Below are 16,275 nucleotides of genomic sequence, written 5' to 3' on the forward strand. Positions count from 1 at the left end.
TCCCCCCCCCAGACTTTGGATGGGGGGCGGGCGATGTGAAAGGGCGCAACACTCGGGTCAAACAGAAACGCGAGGAGACCTCCTGTGAAAGCCGTCGCTGCGGTTCTTAAGGAACCGAACACCCCGTTCGTGCTGGAAGAGCTGGATGTCGCCCAGCCGCGACCGGACGAGATTCTCGTCCGCATCCAGGCCGTCGGCATCTGTCACACCGACCTGGTCTTCGCCAGCGGCGCCATGGGTACGAATTTCCCCCTGGTGCTGGGCCACGAAGGCGCGGGCGAGGTCGTCGCCATCGGCGAGAAGATCACCAAGGTCGCGCCGGGCGACAAGGTTCTGCTGACCTTCGATTCCTGCGGTCACTGCGCCAACTGCGAAGCCGAGGCGCCGGCCTATTGCGACAGTTTCACGGGTCTGAACTTCGCCTGCGCCAGGCCTGACGGCACGTCGCCGCTCAGCAAGGACGGCCAGGCGGTCTCCGGTGTCTTCTTCGGCCAATCCTCCTTCGCCAGCCTGGCGGTGGCGCATGAGCGCAATGTGGTGAAGGCGCCGTCCGACGCGGACCTGTCGCTGCTGGCGCCCTTGGGCTGCGGCGTTCAGACCGGGGTCGGGGCGGTGCTGCGTTCGCTGGAGGCGCGCAAGGGCAGCGCCCTGGTCGTCCTCGGCGGCGGGGCGGTGGGCCTCAGCGCGGTGCTGGGCGGCGTTCTGGCCGGGTGCGACCCCATCATCCTGATCGAGCCGCGCCCCGAACGGCGCGCCCTGGGCGCGGAGCTGGGCGCCCATCATGTGATCGACCCGGCGGCCGGCGACATCACCGAGGCGGTGCGCGCGATCTCGCCGCGCGGCGTCGACAACATCGTGGACACCAGCGGCGTGGTGAAGGCGCTGGAAGGCGCCCTGGGCATGCTGGCGCCCAAGGGCGCTTTGGCGCTGATCGGCGTTCCGGGATCGCTGGACGCGGTCCTGCCCGTGCCGATCGTCGGCGCCATCACCTATGGCTTCACCGTCAAGGGGGTGATCGAGGGCGACAGCGATCCCGACGTCTTCCTGCCGCAACTGGTGGAGTGGACCCAGTCCGGCCAGCTGCCGCTGGAGAAGATCGTGCGACGCTACCCCTTCGCCGATATCAACCAGGCCATCGCCGACGCCCACGACGGACGTTGCGTGAAGGCCGTGCTCATTCTCGACTGACCGCTTCCCTGGAGCTTGTTCATGACTGACTATCTTCCCATGACCGTCGGCGGCGTCGATCTGGACGCCGAGAAGCGACTGCAGATCCTTAACCCCGCCGACGGCTCTCCGGTCGGCGAAACCCCCGACGCCGGCGAGGCGGAGCTGGAGACGGCCATCGCCGCTGCCCAGGCCGCCTTCCCGAAATGGGCGGCGACGCCCTGGGCCGAGCGCCAGGCCGCCGTCGCCGCCATCGGCCAGACCCTGCTGGACAACGCCGACGAACTGGCGCGGATGCTGACCCGCGAGCACGGCAAGCCGATCGACCAGGCCGCGTTCGAGATCAACGCCGCCGGACAGTGGTGTCTGGCCACCTCGAGCTACGCCGATCCGGTCACCGTGGTCGAGGACACGCCGGAACACCGTATCGAGACCCACCATGTGCCCATCGGCGTCGTGGGGGCGATTTCGCCGTGGAACTTCCCCGTCCTGCTGTCGATGTGGAAGATCGGCCCCGCCCTGCTGGCGGGCAACACCATGGTCCTGAAGCCCTCGCCCTTCACCCCCATGACGGTGCTGAAGATCGGCCAGCTGCTGCGCTCGGTCCTGCCGGCCGGAGTGCTGAACCTGATCACGGGCGGCGATCACCTGGGACCGCTGATGACCTCGCACGAGGCGTTCGGCAAGATCAGCTTCACCGGCTCCACCGCCACGGGACGCAAGGTGATGCAGAGCGCGGCGCCGACGTTGAAGCGTCTGACGCTGGAGCTGGGCGGCAACGACGCCGCCATCGTCTTCCCGGATGTGGACGTGCGCGACACGGCCGAGAAGCTGTTCTGGTCCGCCTTCACCAACGCCGGTCAGATCTGCGTGGCCACCAAACGCGCCTATGTCCACGAAGAGGTCTATGACGCCGTGCGCGACGTCATGGCGGAAATGGCCCGAACCCTGCCGATCGGCGACGGGTCGCAGCAGGGCGTGGCCTTTGGTCCCGTTCAGAACCGCCCGCAGTACGACCGCGTGCGCGACCTGATCGCAGACAGCCGCGCCTCCGGCCACACGGTTATCGAGGGGGCCGCCCCGCCGCCCGGCGACGGCCTGTTCGTGCCCGTCACCCTGATCGACAACCCGCCGGAATCCAGTCGGATCGTCCAGGAGGAGCAGTTCGGCCCCGTCCTGCCGCTGATGCGCTTCAGCGACGAGAAGGACGTCATCGCCCTGGCCAACGCCAGCGAGTTCGGCCTGGCCGCCACCGTCTGGACCAAGGACGAGGATCGGGCCATGCGCGTGGCCTCGCAACTGGAGGCCGGCAGCGTCTGGATCAACGAAGGCCTGGCCCTGACGCCCTTCGCCGCCTTCGCCGGCCACAAACAGTCCGGCGTCGGTCAGGAGAACGGCCTGGGCGGCCTGCTGGAATACACCAACCCCAAGACCGTCACCCTGCGGCGCGCCCCCGTCGCGGCCTGACCGTCCGACATCCCTGTCCTGCAAGGCGGTCGAGCCTCTCGGCCGCCTTTCTTTTCACAAGAGCACAAGACCCATGAGCCAAGCCTACGCCGTCGTCGAGCGGGACGGACCGCTGACGATCATCACCATCAATCGACCCGAGGCGCGAAATGCGCCGAACGGTCCGGCGCACGAGGCGCTGGGCGACATCTTCGACGACTTCGCCTCGGACCCGGATCAATGGGTCGCCATTCTGACCGGCGCCGGCGACAAGGCCTTCTGCGCGGGGCAGGATCTGAAGGTCCAGGCCGAGGGCGCCGCCCTGGCCCTGCCGAGGCGCGGCTTCGGCGGGCTGACCAGTCGCAGAGGTCTGGACAAGCCGGTGATCGCGGCCGTCAACGGCTTCGCCTTCGGCGGCGGTTTCGAACTGGCCCTGGCGTGCGACATCGTCGTCGCCGTCGAGGGCGCCGCCTTCGCCCTGCCCGAACCCAAGGTGGGACTGGCGGCCCTGGCCGGCGGGCTTCAACGCCTGCCGCGCGAGATCGGGCTGAAACGCGCCATGGGCCTGATGCTGACCGGCCGTCCTGTCTCGGCGCACGAAGGCTTGGCCCTAGGCTTCGTCAATGAGGTCGTCGAGGCTGATGTCCTGGGCGCGGCGCGCCGCTGGGCCGACGACATCCTGAAATGCAGCCCCATGTCCGTTCGCGCGACCAAGGCCGCAGTTCTCGCTGGACTGGACCAACCTCTGGACCAGAGCCTGGCCGAGGTCTGGACCGCCCCCGCGACGCTGAAGATGCTGGCCTCCGAAGACGCGCTGGAGGGGCCAAAAGCCTTCGCCGAAAAGCGCGCGCCCGCCTGGAAGGGACGCTGAACCATGATCCTGTCCGAAACCCAGACGATGATCCGCGACGCCGTGCGCGACATGGCGCGCGAGCGGATCGCCCCTCACGCCGCCGCCTGGGAGGCTGCGGGCGCCTATCCGCCCGATCTGTTCAAGGACCTGGCGGACCTGGGCCTGATGGGCATGACCGCGCCCGCCGAACATGGCGGCGCCGAGGCGGACTATGTGTCCTACGCCCTGGCCCTGATGGAGCTGGCGGCGGCCGACGGCGGCGTTTCGACCGTGGTCTCCGTCCACAATGCGCCAGTGGTGGCGGCCCTGTTGCGCAACGGCACGGACGCGCAGAAGGCCGCCTTCCTGCCCCGGCTGTGCGCGGGTGAAATCATCGGCGCCTTCGCCCTGACCGAGCCTGGCGCGGGATCCGACGCCTCGGCCCTGAAGACCCGCGCGGTGCGTGACGGCGACGATTGGCGTATCGACGGGACCAAACAGTTCATCACCTCGGGCCGCATCGGCGGACTGACCATCGTCTTCGCCGTCACCGACCCGACGGCGGGCAAACGCGGCCTGTCCGCCTTCCTGGTTCCCGCCGACATCCCCGGCCTGACCGTCGCCCTGCCCTGCCAAGACGCCGCACCCCGCCCCCAACTTTCGTACAGGTCGCACGTCGTCCGCATCTCCTAGCGTCGCTGCAAACGGCACAGACCGTTTTTTGATAACGCAATGGGAGGATTGCAATGAGGGGACCAATCGGTCGGAATTTCACCGCGATGCTGATCACATCGTGCTCTGTCTCGGCCCTGGGAACGGCTGCGCTGGCGCAGACCGCACAGACGGGACAAGCGCAGGCCGAGACCGTATCGTCCGTGGACGACATCGTCGTGACGGCGCGCAAACGCTCCGAAACGGTCAATGACGTGCCGCTTACGATCCAGGCGGTTTCGGGCGAGGCCCTGACCCAGGCGGGCGTCAGCGACACCTCCAATCTGGTTCAGATCGTCCCGGCCCTGAACTACAGCAAGTCCAGCGCCAATACGCCGATCTTCACGGTGCGCGGCATCGGCTTCAACACGCCGAACCTGTCGTCGACCTCGCCGGTCGGCATCTACGTGGACGAAGTGTCCTACGCCTATCCCTATATGGCCAACGGTCCGATCTTCGACGTGGCTCGGGTCGAGGTGCTGAAGGGGCCTCAGGGTCTGCTGTACGGCCGCAACACCACCGGCGGTCTGGTCAACTTCATCACCCAGAAGCCAGGTCAGTCGTTCGCCGCCTCGGCCACCGCAGAGATCGGCAACTATCAGACGCGCAATGTCGAAGCCTATGTCAGCGGCCCGCTGTCGGACACTGTGGGCCTGCGTATCGCGGTGCGCGCCGAAAACTCAGGCGAAGGCTGGCAGGAAAGCGTCTCGCGCCCCGGCGACCGCCTGGGCGAAAAGGACCGGACCGCGGCGCGTCTGACCCTGACCGCCAATCCCAACGACCGGCTCAGCCTGGACTTCACCGCCAACTACTGGCGCGACCAGTCCGACACTGTCGCACCCCAGGCCATCCAGTTCCTGCCCGACCAGGCCGCCTTCGCCGTCCCCGGCCTGTCCAAGGCGATCATCGCCAACCCGGGTTCAAAGGACGCGGACTGGGATGCGCCTGAGGCCGGCAAGCCTCCGTTCGCCACGGACTCGCGCTTCTGGTCGGCGGCGCTGCGCGGCGAACTGGCTCTATCCGATTCCATCAGCCTGGTGTCGCTCACCGCCTATAACGACCTGCGTCGGCGCGACTTCAACGACCTGGACGGCACCCCCTTCGAGACCCTGGCCTATGGGTCGAACGGCACGATCACCTCGTTCTCGCAGGAACTGCGTCTGATGGGGGATGCGGGACCGGTCGACTGGATCCTGGGCGCCTACTATTCCAAGGACAAGATCGTCGACGACCAGTTCGCCTATTACGGCCAGTCCTCGACGGTCCGGCTGCTGCGCTTCATCGGCGCCAATCGGGTGGTCCAGAACCAGTATACGCCGGCCCAGATCGCCTCGGGCATGCGCAACTTCCTGAACAATACGGCGCAGGACAGCCAGTCCACCTCGGTCTTCGCAAACATCGACTGGAAGCTGGCCGAAAAGTTCACCCTGTCGGGCGGCCTGCGGTATTCGGACGACAGCCTGTCGTACCGGGGCTGCACCCGCGACATCGACGGTCAGGTCCTGCCGGTCTGGAACACCGGGGTCGCCTTCGTCGTGCGCGCGACGCCCAATGTTCAGCCGAACGAATGCCTGACCTTCAACACCAACTTCACCGACAACGTCCCGATCGTGGAACGGTCGCTGGACGAGGATAGTCTGGCGGGCCGACTGAACCTCAGCTTCGCGCCCAACACCGACACGCTTCTGTATGCCTCGATCAGCCGGGGCTACAAGTCGGGGGCCTTCCCGGTCTTGGCCGCCAACAACGAAGCCCAGTTGGAAGCCGCCCGTCAGGAAGAGGTCCTGGCCTATGAGGTCGGGCTGAAGGCGACGCTGGACGGCGGCCGCCTGCAGTTCAACACCAGCGGCTATTTCTACGACTACAAGGACAAGCAGCTCTTCGGCGAGATCCCCGACCGGGTCTTCACCACCCTGACCCGTATCCTGAACGTGCCCAAGTCCGAGGTTTACGGCGCCGAAGCCGATGCGTCATGGCGGCCTGCGCCGTCGCTGTTGCTGAAGATCGGCGCCTCCTACACCCGCACCGAAATCACCGAGTTCACCGGCTTCGATCGGGCGGGCGTGGCCACCGACTTCGCCGGCGCCCGCTTCCCCTATACGCCCGAATGGCAGGTGAACGGCCTGGTGAACTGGGATCATCCGGTCAGCGAGACCCTGGGCGTCAGCGCCACCCTCAGCGCCGCCTATCTGTCGGACGCCGAAGGCTCCATCGAGGCGGAGCCGGAGTTCCACATCGACGCCTACACCCTCGTGAACGCCAATCTGTCGCTCTACGCCCTGAACGACAGCTGGCGCGTGGGGGCCTATGTCAGGAACCTGTTCGACAAATACTACTGGACCAGCGCCGACACCAATGTGGACACGGTCGTCCGCATCCCCGGCATGCCGAGAACCTTCGGCGTCACCCTGACCAAGTCCTTCTGAGTTCTCCCCACTGACTGCGCCCCCGTTTCGACGGGGGCGCCTCTTTTTTCTCGGGTGAGCACCGTTCGCGGGGACCATGCGCCTCTGCGATCAGAGCGCGCGAGACGCGGGCCGTCGCGCATTTCCCGCTATACTCCATCGCTTTGACGCCGGTCAGCGCGATCAGTCCATTGAGGATCGGTGTCGCTTGCGGACCGTCAGGACGCTGGATCAGTCATCCCTAAACATGGCGTTCTGAGCGGCGACGCCGAACGCCTGCGTCAATGCGTCGTGACCCTGGTTTATCAAGGCAGGAACGCGGCCGCGCGACCCGTCACGCCCATACCTCTCATGACGGAGTGTCGGTTGCGCCTTCTGCCTCCAACGCATCCCGGTTGCTCGGCCTTCCCAGCAACAAGAGCGACACTGTTCTCAGGATCGTCCACGCGGCGCCGGTTTTCGGACGGCAACCTTACCCGATGCGTGTCGTTGTCAGACCCTCCCATGCGGCCCGAACCGCAACTTTCAGTCACGGTTAGATCAGAGGGATCGCGATGCCGGTCATCGTCGTCACAGGGGCCAGCGCCGGGATCGGTCTGGCGATCGCGGAACGGTTCGCCCAGGCAGGATGGCAGGTCGTTGTCATCGCCAGACAGGCCAAGCGTCTGGCCGAAGCCGTCGAACGGCTGGAACGCTCGGGCGGCCGCGCCACTGGCATTGCAGGTGATGTTTCCAACCCCGAGTTCGTCGAGCAGGTCGGCCGCGATGTGACGGAAGCCTTTGGCGGCATCGACGTCTGGGTCAACAACGCCATGTCCACGGTCATCGGGCGCGATGAGGATTTGACCGACGCCGATTACCGCCGTGTCGCCGAGACGACCTATCTTTCGCAGGTCTACGGAACACGGGCGGCTCTGCGGGCTATGCGGCCGAAGGACCAGGGAGCGGTAATCCAGATCTCGTCGGGCCTGGCGTTGCGGCCTGCCCCCCTGCAGGCGGCCTACTGCGGGGCCAAGGCGGCCGTGGATGGATTCACCCAGGCCATCCGGGCCGAACTGATCGCGGCGTCCTCCAACGTCACGCTGACCACGGTCTATCTGCCTGCGGTCAACACGCCCCAGCCGCTGTGGTCGCGTAATCGCACGGACCGGGCGCAGGTCATCCCCGATCCCCTGTTCGATCCCCGCCTGTGCGCGGAGGCTGTCTGGTCCGCAGTGCAGAACCCAAGCCGCAATATCTACGTCGGCCGCTTGACATGGCTGATGGCCCTTGCGCAACGACTGGCGCCGGCGCTGGCGGACCGCAAGGCCGCAGATATGATCGCCGCACAGCAGGGCGAACCTCAACTTCCCCGCCTGGGCAATCTCGATCAACCCGAAGAAGGACCGGCGGCCATCGACGGCCCTAAAGCCGAACGGGTCATCAAGCCGTGGATCGGCTTCGTCTCCAGCCGCCAGACGGCCGCGCTGAAGGTCGTGGCGCTCGGCGTGTTTACAGGCCTCGCCATGACGACGGGCTTTGCGATCGGATTCTCGAAACGATGACCGCGACGCCCTTCACGCCCCATCCCCCGCATTCCTCAGAGCTTCTTCGGCCCGAGGGATACGCCGCCCTGGAGGATTACGGCGTCCTGGGCGAGGGTCGCACGGTAGCCTTGTCGGCCCTGGACGGCGGCATCGATTGGTGGTGTGTCCCGGCGATCGACGCCCCGCCCCTGTTCGACCGTCTGCTCGATCCCGAGGGCGGCCGGTTTTCGATCACGCCGACCGAAGCCTTCACCGCCACCCGCCGCTACCGTCCCGACAGCAATGTGCTGGAGACGGAGTTCACCACCGCGACCGGTCGCGCGCGCCTGACCGAAAGCCTCAACAGCGGCACGGCCGGCCGCTTGCCTTGGTGCGAACTGGCCCGGCGCATCGACGGCTTGGAGGGCGAAGTCACCTTCGCCCTGGACATGCGTCCGGGGCGTCGGGGCGATACGGCCAACCCCTATCACTCCAAGATCGGCGAACACACGGTCTTCCATGTCGAGCGGGTGCTCGGCCTGTTCGTGCATGATCCGCGCGTCTCGTGCGAATGGTCCGACGAGGGCATTGTCGGAACCATCGTCGTCGGCGCGGGCGAGCGTCGCACGGTGGCCATTGTCGCCGGACGCGACGAGCCGCTGGTCGTCCCCTCCATCGAAGAGATCGACGCCCGCATCGACCTGTCCGACCAGGAGTGGCGGGACTGGGCGGCGCGCTTGAACTGCCCCGGTCTGTATCGCGACGACTTCGTCCGCAGCGCCCTCGCGTTGAAGCTGCTGCTCTATTCCCCGTCGGGCGCCATCGCCGCGGCCGCCACCACGTCCCTGCCCGAGCGTCTGGGCGGCGACAAGAACTGGGACTACCGCTACGCCTGGCTGCGCGATGCGGGCTACACGATTGAGGCCTTCCTCGCGGCCGGCGCCCAGGCCGAGGCCAAGGCCGCCTTCAGCTGGCTGCTGATGCAGCTGAAGAACCACGGCGCGAAGGTCTGCTACAGTCTGGACGGCGCGCTCGTGCCGGCGGAGACCCGCTGGGGCATGCCCGGCTATCAAGGCTCCCGTCCGGTCGTCACCGGCAATCGGGCCTCCGATCAGGTTCAGCATGGCGTGTTCGGCGACATCTTCGAAACGGCGTCACGCTTCGTCGGCTGCGGCAACATTCTGGACAGCGCCAGCGCCCAGCTGCTGTCCGAACTGGCGGACCGGTGCGCGGACGCCTGGCGCCAGCCGGACGCCGGCATGTGGGAGCTGGAGGACCGGCAGCACTACACCATGTCCAAGATCAGCTGCTGGCAGGCCCTGGCCCGCGCCGTGGAACTGGCCGACGCCGGGCAGCTGCTGACGACCTGCCGGGACCGCTGGCGGCGGGAGCGCGACCGGATCTTCGACTGGGTCGAGACGCACTGCTGGTCCGAAAAACTCCAGGCCTTCGTCATGTATCCGGGCAGCGACAGGCTGGACGCCGCCGTCGCCCTGGCCGTCCGGTTCCGCTTCGACGGCGCGCACCGGCTTCGCGCGACCCTAGAGGCGCTGGACCGCCATCTCGGCGCCGGCGTTTTCCACTATCGCTACACCGGCATGGAGAAGGAGGAAGGGTGTTTCATCGCCTGCTCCTTCTGGATCGCCGAAGCCTGGGCGACCCTGGGCGAGCCGGACAAGGCGCGCGCCCGCATCGACGCTCTGCGCCAGGCCCTCGGCGGACGCTGGGGCATGCTGACCGAAATGATCGACCCGGACACCGGCGCCTACCTCGGCAACATGCCGCAGGGGCTTAGCCACCTCGCCCATCTGACCGCCCTGACCGCTATCGGGCAGGCGCAGACCTCTTCCCCCCAGCCCGAAACGGAGACGTTCCATGACTGATCGCCTGACCCTGCAGGACCCGCGCGCGCAATATCCGAAGCCGCCCTTCCCGCGCCAGCCCCAGCCGATCCCCGGCGAGGCCCGCGAGATGGACCCCAAGCCCGATCATGGCGAAACCAGCTATCAGGGCGCCGGCAAACTGAAGGGTCGCAAGGCTCTGATCACCGGGGCCGACAGCGGCATCGGCCGGGCGGCGGCCATCGCCTACGCCCGCGAGGGCGCCGACGTCGCCCTGTCCTACCTGCCCTCTGAGAAGAAGGACGCCGCCGAAGTCATCTCTTTGATCGAAGCCGAGGGCCGCAAAGCCATCGATCTGCCCGGCGACATCACCGACGAAGCCTGGTGCCGGCAAATGATCGAACAGGCCGTGTCGGATCTGGGAGGACTGGACATTCTGGTCATCAACGCCGGGCGTCAGCAGTATCGCGAGGACATCTCGCAGGTGACGTCGGAGGACTTCGACAAGACGTTGAAGACCAACCTCTACGCCATGCACTGGATCGCCCAAGCGGCCGTACCCCACCTGCCGGCGGGCGCCTCGGTCATCACCACCGCCTCGATCCAGGCCTATGAGCCCTCGGCCATCCTGCTCGACTACGCCACGACCAAGGCGGGGATCGTCGCCTATACCAAGGCGCTCGCCGCTCAGCTGATCGAAAAGGGCGTACGGGCCAATGTAGTGGCGCCCGGCCCCTTCTGGACGCCGCTGCAGTCGTCCGGGGGCCAGCCGCAGGAAGCGGTGATGAAGTTCGGCGAACAGGTGCCGCTGGGCCGTCCCGGCCAGCCCGTCGAGATCGCGCCCGTCTATGTGCTGCTGGCCTCGCAGGAAGGCAGCTACATCACCGGCGAAGTGTTCGGCGTCACCGGCGGCAAGGGCGTCGCCTGACGAGAGTAACCGGCGGCGGCATCGTCCCGCCGCCGGTTTCTCTTTCGGCCGGGCGACTAGCCGGCGATGGTGGCGACAGAACCTGAATCCACCCGAATGCCTGCGCCATTGATAAAGCTGGCGCGGTCAGAACACAGGAAGGCGACCGCCGCCGCGACCTCTTCCGGCCGGCCTCTGCGATCCAGGGTCATGCCGGGACGCTCTTCCTTCAAGAAGCTCTTGATCGCCTCGTCGAAGGTTTCGCCCCGTTCCTTCGCGCGCTTCTCCATCATGGCGTCGGTCATCGGCGTGGCGATGAAGGCGGGCGAGACGGTGTTCACCATCACATTGTCGCATCCGTAGGCCTTGGACAGCCCCTTCGCCAGGCTGAGAATACCGGCCTTCGAAGCGCAATAGGCCAGTTCGTCGACATAGGGCTGCACCGCATCCTCCGAGGCGAACAGGACGATCCGTCCCCAGCCCGCGCGACGCATCGCCGGAATGGCCTGGCGGCACATCCTGACCGCGCCCATCAGGTTGATGTCGAGCGTCTGCTGCCATCCGGCGTCATCGACATCCAGGAAGTCGCCGGTCGCGCCCGTCACGCCCGCCGCGTTCACATAGATGTCCGGGTCGCCCAGGCGGTTTCTGACCTCCCGCCAGAGCCGTTCCACATCGTCGGCCTTGGTCACGTCGCCGGTCACGCCGATGCATTCGCCCAAGGGGGAAAGCTCTTGAACGGCCTCGTCCAGAGTCCCGTCCGGCTTGTCGGTCAGGGCGACCTTTACGCCGGCTTCCAGCAGCAGCCGCGCCGTCTCCTTGCCCATGCCGGAATCGGCGCCGGAAATGAGGGCGACACGCCCCTTGATCCCAAGGTCCATCACAAGTCTCCTGTTTGTTGGTGTTCGAGGAAGCGATCGGCCGTGCGCAGGGCGACGGCCATGAGGGTCAAGGCCGGATTGCACGGTCGCGCCGGCCATTTCGGTGAAGTCTCGGATCAGGTCGGCGAGACGCTTCGGTTGTTCCTGCGGAATCAGGTGCGCCGCCTTCGGCACGACCACCACCTCGGGTTTACGAAAATGCGGCGCGTTGCATCGCCGCTGCGCCGCCTCGCCCAGATCTCCATCCTCCGCGCCGGCGATGATCAGTGCTGGATACGGAATGACGCCGGCCTGGGCGGACCAGTCCTCGCGCGATCCCTGGGCCAGCCATCCCCGCCAGGCGTCGGGGGACATCCGGTGGAAATCGTCGAGCGCCTGCTGAAAGGCGTCTTGCGGCAGGCCGGCGTCGGTATTGGCGTCGATGAACTGGTGCGCCCTGTCACCGATCTTCGCGGGATCGTCGAACCAGGTCAGCATCTCGGCGCGCCGATCCTCGTCCATAGGTTCAGGGGACGGCGGTGATCCAGCGACGAGCACCACGCCGAACAGCCCGCACAAACCCGCCGCCCCGTCGCGCGCGCGCGCGGCGATCAGGGTCGCGAACTTGCCGCCCATGCTGTGGCCGACGATGACCCAAAGCCCGAGATCGAGATCGGCCAGACGGCGGCAAAGATCGTCGAGCACCCCCTGCACATCGCCATAGCCTTCCCGAGCCCGGTCGCCGAACCCTGGAAGATCCATCGCGACCGTCTGCGTATCATCGGAAAACCGGGCGATGACGTCGTCCCATTCGCGACGACTGGCGCCCAGGGAATGGAGGAAAACGACAGTGACGCGAGGGTTTGGGCGCATTGAGACGGTGGGTTCAGAGCGGAGATGCGAGACCGCCCGCCGGCGTCGGCGGGCGGTTCGTGAGCTTAGTTCTTGGGATGACCGGCGCCCGGCTCGCTCGTCTTCGGCGCCTTGCCGTCCTCGGCGCGACCCTCATTGCGCAGGTCGCGACCTTCCTGGGCCTTGCGCTGGGCTTCGGCGCTGTCGCCGTGTTCGTTCAGCTCTTCCTTCACGAAGCCGGCGGCTTCCTTGATCTGGCCTTTGAGGCTCATGGACATTCTCCTGACCACCGCAATCCGGTGCGGTCGATCAGCGCGCCAGAACCGCAATGGCTCCCGACAAAACCAACCTCGGACGCCGAAGTCGGATGCAAAGCTTCCGGTCCTCAGGCCGCGGCGAGTTCGGTCAGAAGCCTTTCAATGAAAACCGCGTCATGGGGTCGATCATTGGCGGCCTCCACGATGAGACGGCCGTCGGACCAGCGTCGGTCGTCGCTGTCCGGAAAGGCCGTCTCCATCTCGTGTCGGCGCGCGTCCGCGATCCGCAACGCCGTCGCCTTCGGACCCGACACGATCTCGGTGACGCCCGCGTTTCGGGCGAGCGCCGCGAGGCGACGGGCGGCGAACAGATTCTCTGCGGGGTCTGGCAGCGGCCCGAACCGATCCTCGGCCTCGTCGCGCAGAGCATCGACGTCCTCGGCCGTCCCGGCGCGCGCCAATCGGGCGTAAAGGTTGATGCGAACGGTCGCGTCGGGGATGTAGTCCGCCGGAAAGGACCCGGTCGCGCCGACGTTCAGGCTGGGATCGGCCCGATCAGGGTCGGGGTCGCCTTTCGCCGCGGCCAGCGCGCGCGCCAGGACAGACTGATAGAGGGCCGAACCGATCAATCTGACGTGCCCGGCCTGGTCTTCGCCCACCAGATCGCCGCCGCCGCGCAGGTCCAGATCGCGTCCGCTGATTGCAAAACCGGCGCCGAGCCGATCCAGAGCTTCCAAGGTCTGGAGACGGGCCTCCGTCGTCGCCGCCATCGGCGCATCGGGATCCGAAAGCAGATAGGCGAAACCCTGTCGCCGCCCTCGTCCGACACGGCCACGAAGCTGATGAAGCTGGGCCAGGCCGAAACGGTCCGGCCGCCAGATCAGCATCGTATTGGCGCGCGGCACGTCCAGGCCGGTTTCGATGATGTTCGTCGCCAGAAGCACGTCCCCCTCCCCGTCGGAGAAGCGGCTCATGACATCGTCGATTTCAGCGGCCCCCAGGTCGCCGTGCGCCGACACCACCGAAAGTTCGGGCGTCAGGGTTCTCAGACGTTGCGCCAGGGATTCGATGTCGTCGATTCTCGGCACGACTACGAAACTCTGTCCGCCGCGCGCCTTCTCCCGCATCAACGACAGGCGCACCGCGCCCGCGTCGAACGGGGTCATGAAGGTTCGGATCGGGCGACGGCGGGCGGGCGGGCTGGCGATAAGGCTGACGTCCTGGATTCCGACCAGGGCGCCCTGCAGGGTCCTCGGGATCGGCGTGGCCGACATCGACAGCAGATGCGGCGCCTTTCGCGCCAAGTCCGCCTTCATCTGGGCGCCGAAACGGTGCTCCTCGTCGATGATGACCAGCCCGAGTTCCGGGACCTGCAGCGCATCCGACGCCAAGGCCTGGGTGCCGACCACGATCCGCGTGGACCCGTCCGCCAGCCCCGTCTTGACCGCGCGCGCCTCCGCAGCATCCGCCGCCCGCGACAGGTGTCCGATCTGGACGTCCTCGTCCTTGAACCGCTTCCTGAAGACCTCAAAATGCTGACGCGCCAGCACCGTCGTCGGCGCGACCACCATGACCTGCTTTCCGGCAAGGGCCACGGCCGCCGCAGCGCGCAAGGCGACTTCGGTCTTGCCGAAACCGACGTCGCCACAGACAAGCCGGTTCATGGGCTTGCCCGAGCCGAGGTCGGCCAGAACCGCCTCGATCGCCTGCGCCTGATCTGGCGTTTCGGGAAAGGCGAAGCCGGCGGCGAAGCGCGCGAGCGCTTGACGCGGGGGCGCGATGGGCTCTGTCCTCAAGGCCGCGCGCGCCTCGGCCCGGGCGGACAGGGCCGCCGCGGCCTCGTCGATCTGGGCGCTAACCTTGGCGCGACGCTTGAGCCAGCCTTCGGTGTTCAGCCGATCCAGCGACACCGCGTCCGGCTCCGAGCCGTAACGCCAAATCTTGCCGAACTCCTCGATCGGCGCGAGGACTGCGCCCCCGCCGTGATACTCGATGCGCAAGACGTCGCGCTCCATCCCGTCGGCGGTGACGCATTCCAGCGCCTTCAGCACGCCAAGGCCGTGGTCTTCATGAATGACCACATCGCCCAGCCGAAGTTCGGTGTCCCCGAAAGCGTCGACGGAACCGGAAGATCCGCGCGCGATCCGGCCGCCGAAGATGTCCGACGGGGTCACGACGACGAGACCGGCTTCCTGCTGTTGAAAGCCGGTGTCCAGGTCAGCGACAACAAGGCCGATCCGCCCCGGCGCGAGCGACGCGATCGCGTCCCAGTCCTCCAGGGCCACGGGCGCCTCGACGCCCTGGCGGCGAAGCAACCGCGCGAGACTTCGGTGCTCGTGCGCTAGTCCCGTCAGGACCACGCGATCGCCCGCGTCACACCGGTCGGCGATAAAGCATTTCAGCGCCCGCCCTGGCGCTCGCTCCAAGGCGAAGACGGGCGCCGGCGCGAAGGTCTCGACGGCCAAGGTCGTCGCACCTTTCAAGGCCCGACCAATCTCGGCGTCCGTCAAATAGACACGGTCGGGTTTGACAGGCGGCGCGCCGTCGCTGAACCGCAGGCGGGTGTCATAGGCCTCGATCACCTGCGCGCCTAGGCGTGCGAACCGATCATCCAGACCGATGTCGGTCAGGATCGCCGGGTCGACGAGGAAATCGAACACTGTCGTCGCGCGCCCCCCGTCCCGCGACGCCCCCGCATCGGGATCGTCGTGGTCGTCGCGCGCACCCGCGTCTGGCCCCCATTCGGAGGCTGGCGTCAGACAGAGCGTCGCGGTCTCCGCCTCTCGACGCTGCGAAACGGGATCGAAGGCGTGGATCTCGATGATCCGGTCCGCCTCATCGAGGGTCAGGCGGTACGGTCGGGCCGAGGCGGGCGGGAAGACATCGATCACCGCGCCCAGCACCGCATATTCGCCGGGCTCATCCACCCGCTCGTCCGCCGCGTAGCCCGCATCGCGCAGGAAGGTCTCGAACGCCGCGCGATCCAGCGTCTCGTCGGCCTTCACACGCAGGCGGGCGTCGATCCGTTCACGCGGCGGGGTACGTTGCGCCACAGCGTCGGGAGAGGTGATCAGAAAGGTCCGACGGTCGCCGGTTTCGGCCAAGGCCGCCAAGACCGCCATTCGCCGGCCCATGCTCTCACGCGAGGGCGCTGCGCGGTCATAGGGCAGGCAATCCCAAGGCGGCAGGACCAGAACCTCGGCGTCACCGACCATGACGGCGAGCGCGGCCGCGATCTCGTCAGCACGACGTTCGCTCGTTGCGACAAAGACGACAGGCTGCAACGGCGTCGTCTCCCTTTGCGCCAGTGCGGCTGCAACGGCCGACGCCGGCATCTTCCAATCCTTCAGATCATCGGGGCGGGGCACTGGCCCCTCGACCAGAACCTGCTGGCCCGTGGCGGTCATGTCGGGGATGTCGGGTGAGGCGATCATCCTGGCTCAACACCAAGGATCGGCCGGGGTTGCGCCCGCTTCCGTACGCCCGTCCCAG

At 67.2% G+C, this 16,275-nt stretch carries 11 protein-coding genes; 8 read left to right on the plus strand and 3 right to left on the minus strand.

What is annotated here, in order from left to right; all coding sequences use genetic code 11:
* Positions 1–84: 84 nt before the first annotated feature.
* The 8 genes from RTU05_RS03680 to RTU05_RS03715 all read left to right on the plus strand — a co-directional run bounded on the left by RTU05_RS03680 (position 85) and on the right by RTU05_RS03715 (position 10,835).
* Entirely contained in the window at positions 85–1,188 is a 1,104-nt protein-coding gene (locus tag RTU05_RS03680; protein ID WP_312595809.1) for an NAD(P)-dependent alcohol dehydrogenase, read from the plus strand.
* Between the two features lie 21 nt (positions 1,189–1,209).
* Positions 1,210–2,634: an aldehyde dehydrogenase family protein gene (locus RTU05_RS03685; RefSeq protein WP_312595811.1), complete on the plus strand. Its 1,425-nt coding sequence runs from the start codon at positions 1,210–1,212 to the stop codon at positions 2,632–2,634.
* 73 nt (positions 2,635–2,707) lie between these two features.
* Positions 2,708–3,484, plus strand: coding sequence for an enoyl-CoA hydratase-related protein (locus RTU05_RS03690; RefSeq protein ID WP_312595812.1), 777 nt, complete (start codon positions 2,708–2,710; stop codon positions 3,482–3,484).
* 3 nt (positions 3,485–3,487) lie between these two features.
* Positions 3,488–4,138, plus strand: a complete 651-nt coding sequence (locus RTU05_RS03695) for an acyl-CoA dehydrogenase family protein (RefSeq protein ID WP_312595813.1) — start codon at positions 3,488–3,490, stop codon at positions 4,136–4,138.
* A gap of 86 nt (positions 4,139–4,224) precedes the next feature.
* Positions 4,225–6,582, plus strand: a complete 2,358-nt coding sequence (locus tag RTU05_RS03700; RefSeq protein ID WP_312595815.1) for a TonB-dependent receptor — start codon at positions 4,225–4,227, stop codon at positions 6,580–6,582.
* Between the two features lie 533 nt (positions 6,583–7,115).
* The gene (locus RTU05_RS03705; protein WP_312595817.1) at positions 7,116–8,105 is read left to right on the plus strand and encodes an SDR family oxidoreductase; all 990 of its coding nucleotides are present in this window, start codon (positions 7,116–7,118) and stop codon (positions 8,103–8,105) included.
* Positions 8,102–9,949, plus strand: a complete 1,848-nt coding sequence (locus RTU05_RS03710; RefSeq protein ID WP_312595819.1) for a glycoside hydrolase family 15 protein — start codon at positions 8,102–8,104, stop codon at positions 9,947–9,949. The genes RTU05_RS03705 and RTU05_RS03710 overlap by 4 nt, the downstream gene beginning before the upstream one ends.
* Complete coding sequence (locus RTU05_RS03715; RefSeq protein WP_312595821.1) at positions 9,942–10,835, plus strand: SDR family oxidoreductase; 894 nt, start codon at positions 9,942–9,944, stop codon at positions 10,833–10,835. The genes RTU05_RS03710 and RTU05_RS03715 overlap by 8 nt, the downstream gene beginning before the upstream one ends.
* Before the next feature lie 56 nt (positions 10,836–10,891).
* Here RTU05_RS03715 and RTU05_RS03720 read toward each other — a convergent pair whose 3' ends face one another.
* The 3 genes from RTU05_RS03720 to RTU05_RS03730 form a co-directional block, all read right to left on the minus strand.
* Positions 10,892–12,547: an SDR family oxidoreductase gene (locus tag RTU05_RS03720; protein ID WP_312595823.1), complete on the minus strand. Its 1,656-nt coding sequence runs from the start codon at positions 12,545–12,547 to the stop codon at positions 10,892–10,894.
* A gap of 65 nt (positions 12,548–12,612) precedes the next feature.
* On the minus strand, positions 12,613–12,798 hold the full coding sequence (locus RTU05_RS03725) for a hypothetical protein (protein WP_312595825.1): 186 nt from the start codon (positions 12,796–12,798) through the stop codon (positions 12,613–12,615).
* A 113-nt stretch (positions 12,799–12,911) separates the two neighbouring features.
* Entirely contained in the window at positions 12,912–16,217 is a 3,306-nt protein-coding gene (locus RTU05_RS03730) for a DEAD/DEAH box helicase (protein WP_312595827.1), read from the minus strand.
* Between the last annotated feature and the right edge of the window lie 58 nt (positions 16,218–16,275).

Origin of the sequence: Brevundimonas sp., assembly GCF_032017145.1 — a bacterium.
Classification (GTDB): Bacteria; Pseudomonadota; Alphaproteobacteria; order Caulobacterales; family Caulobacteraceae; genus Brevundimonas.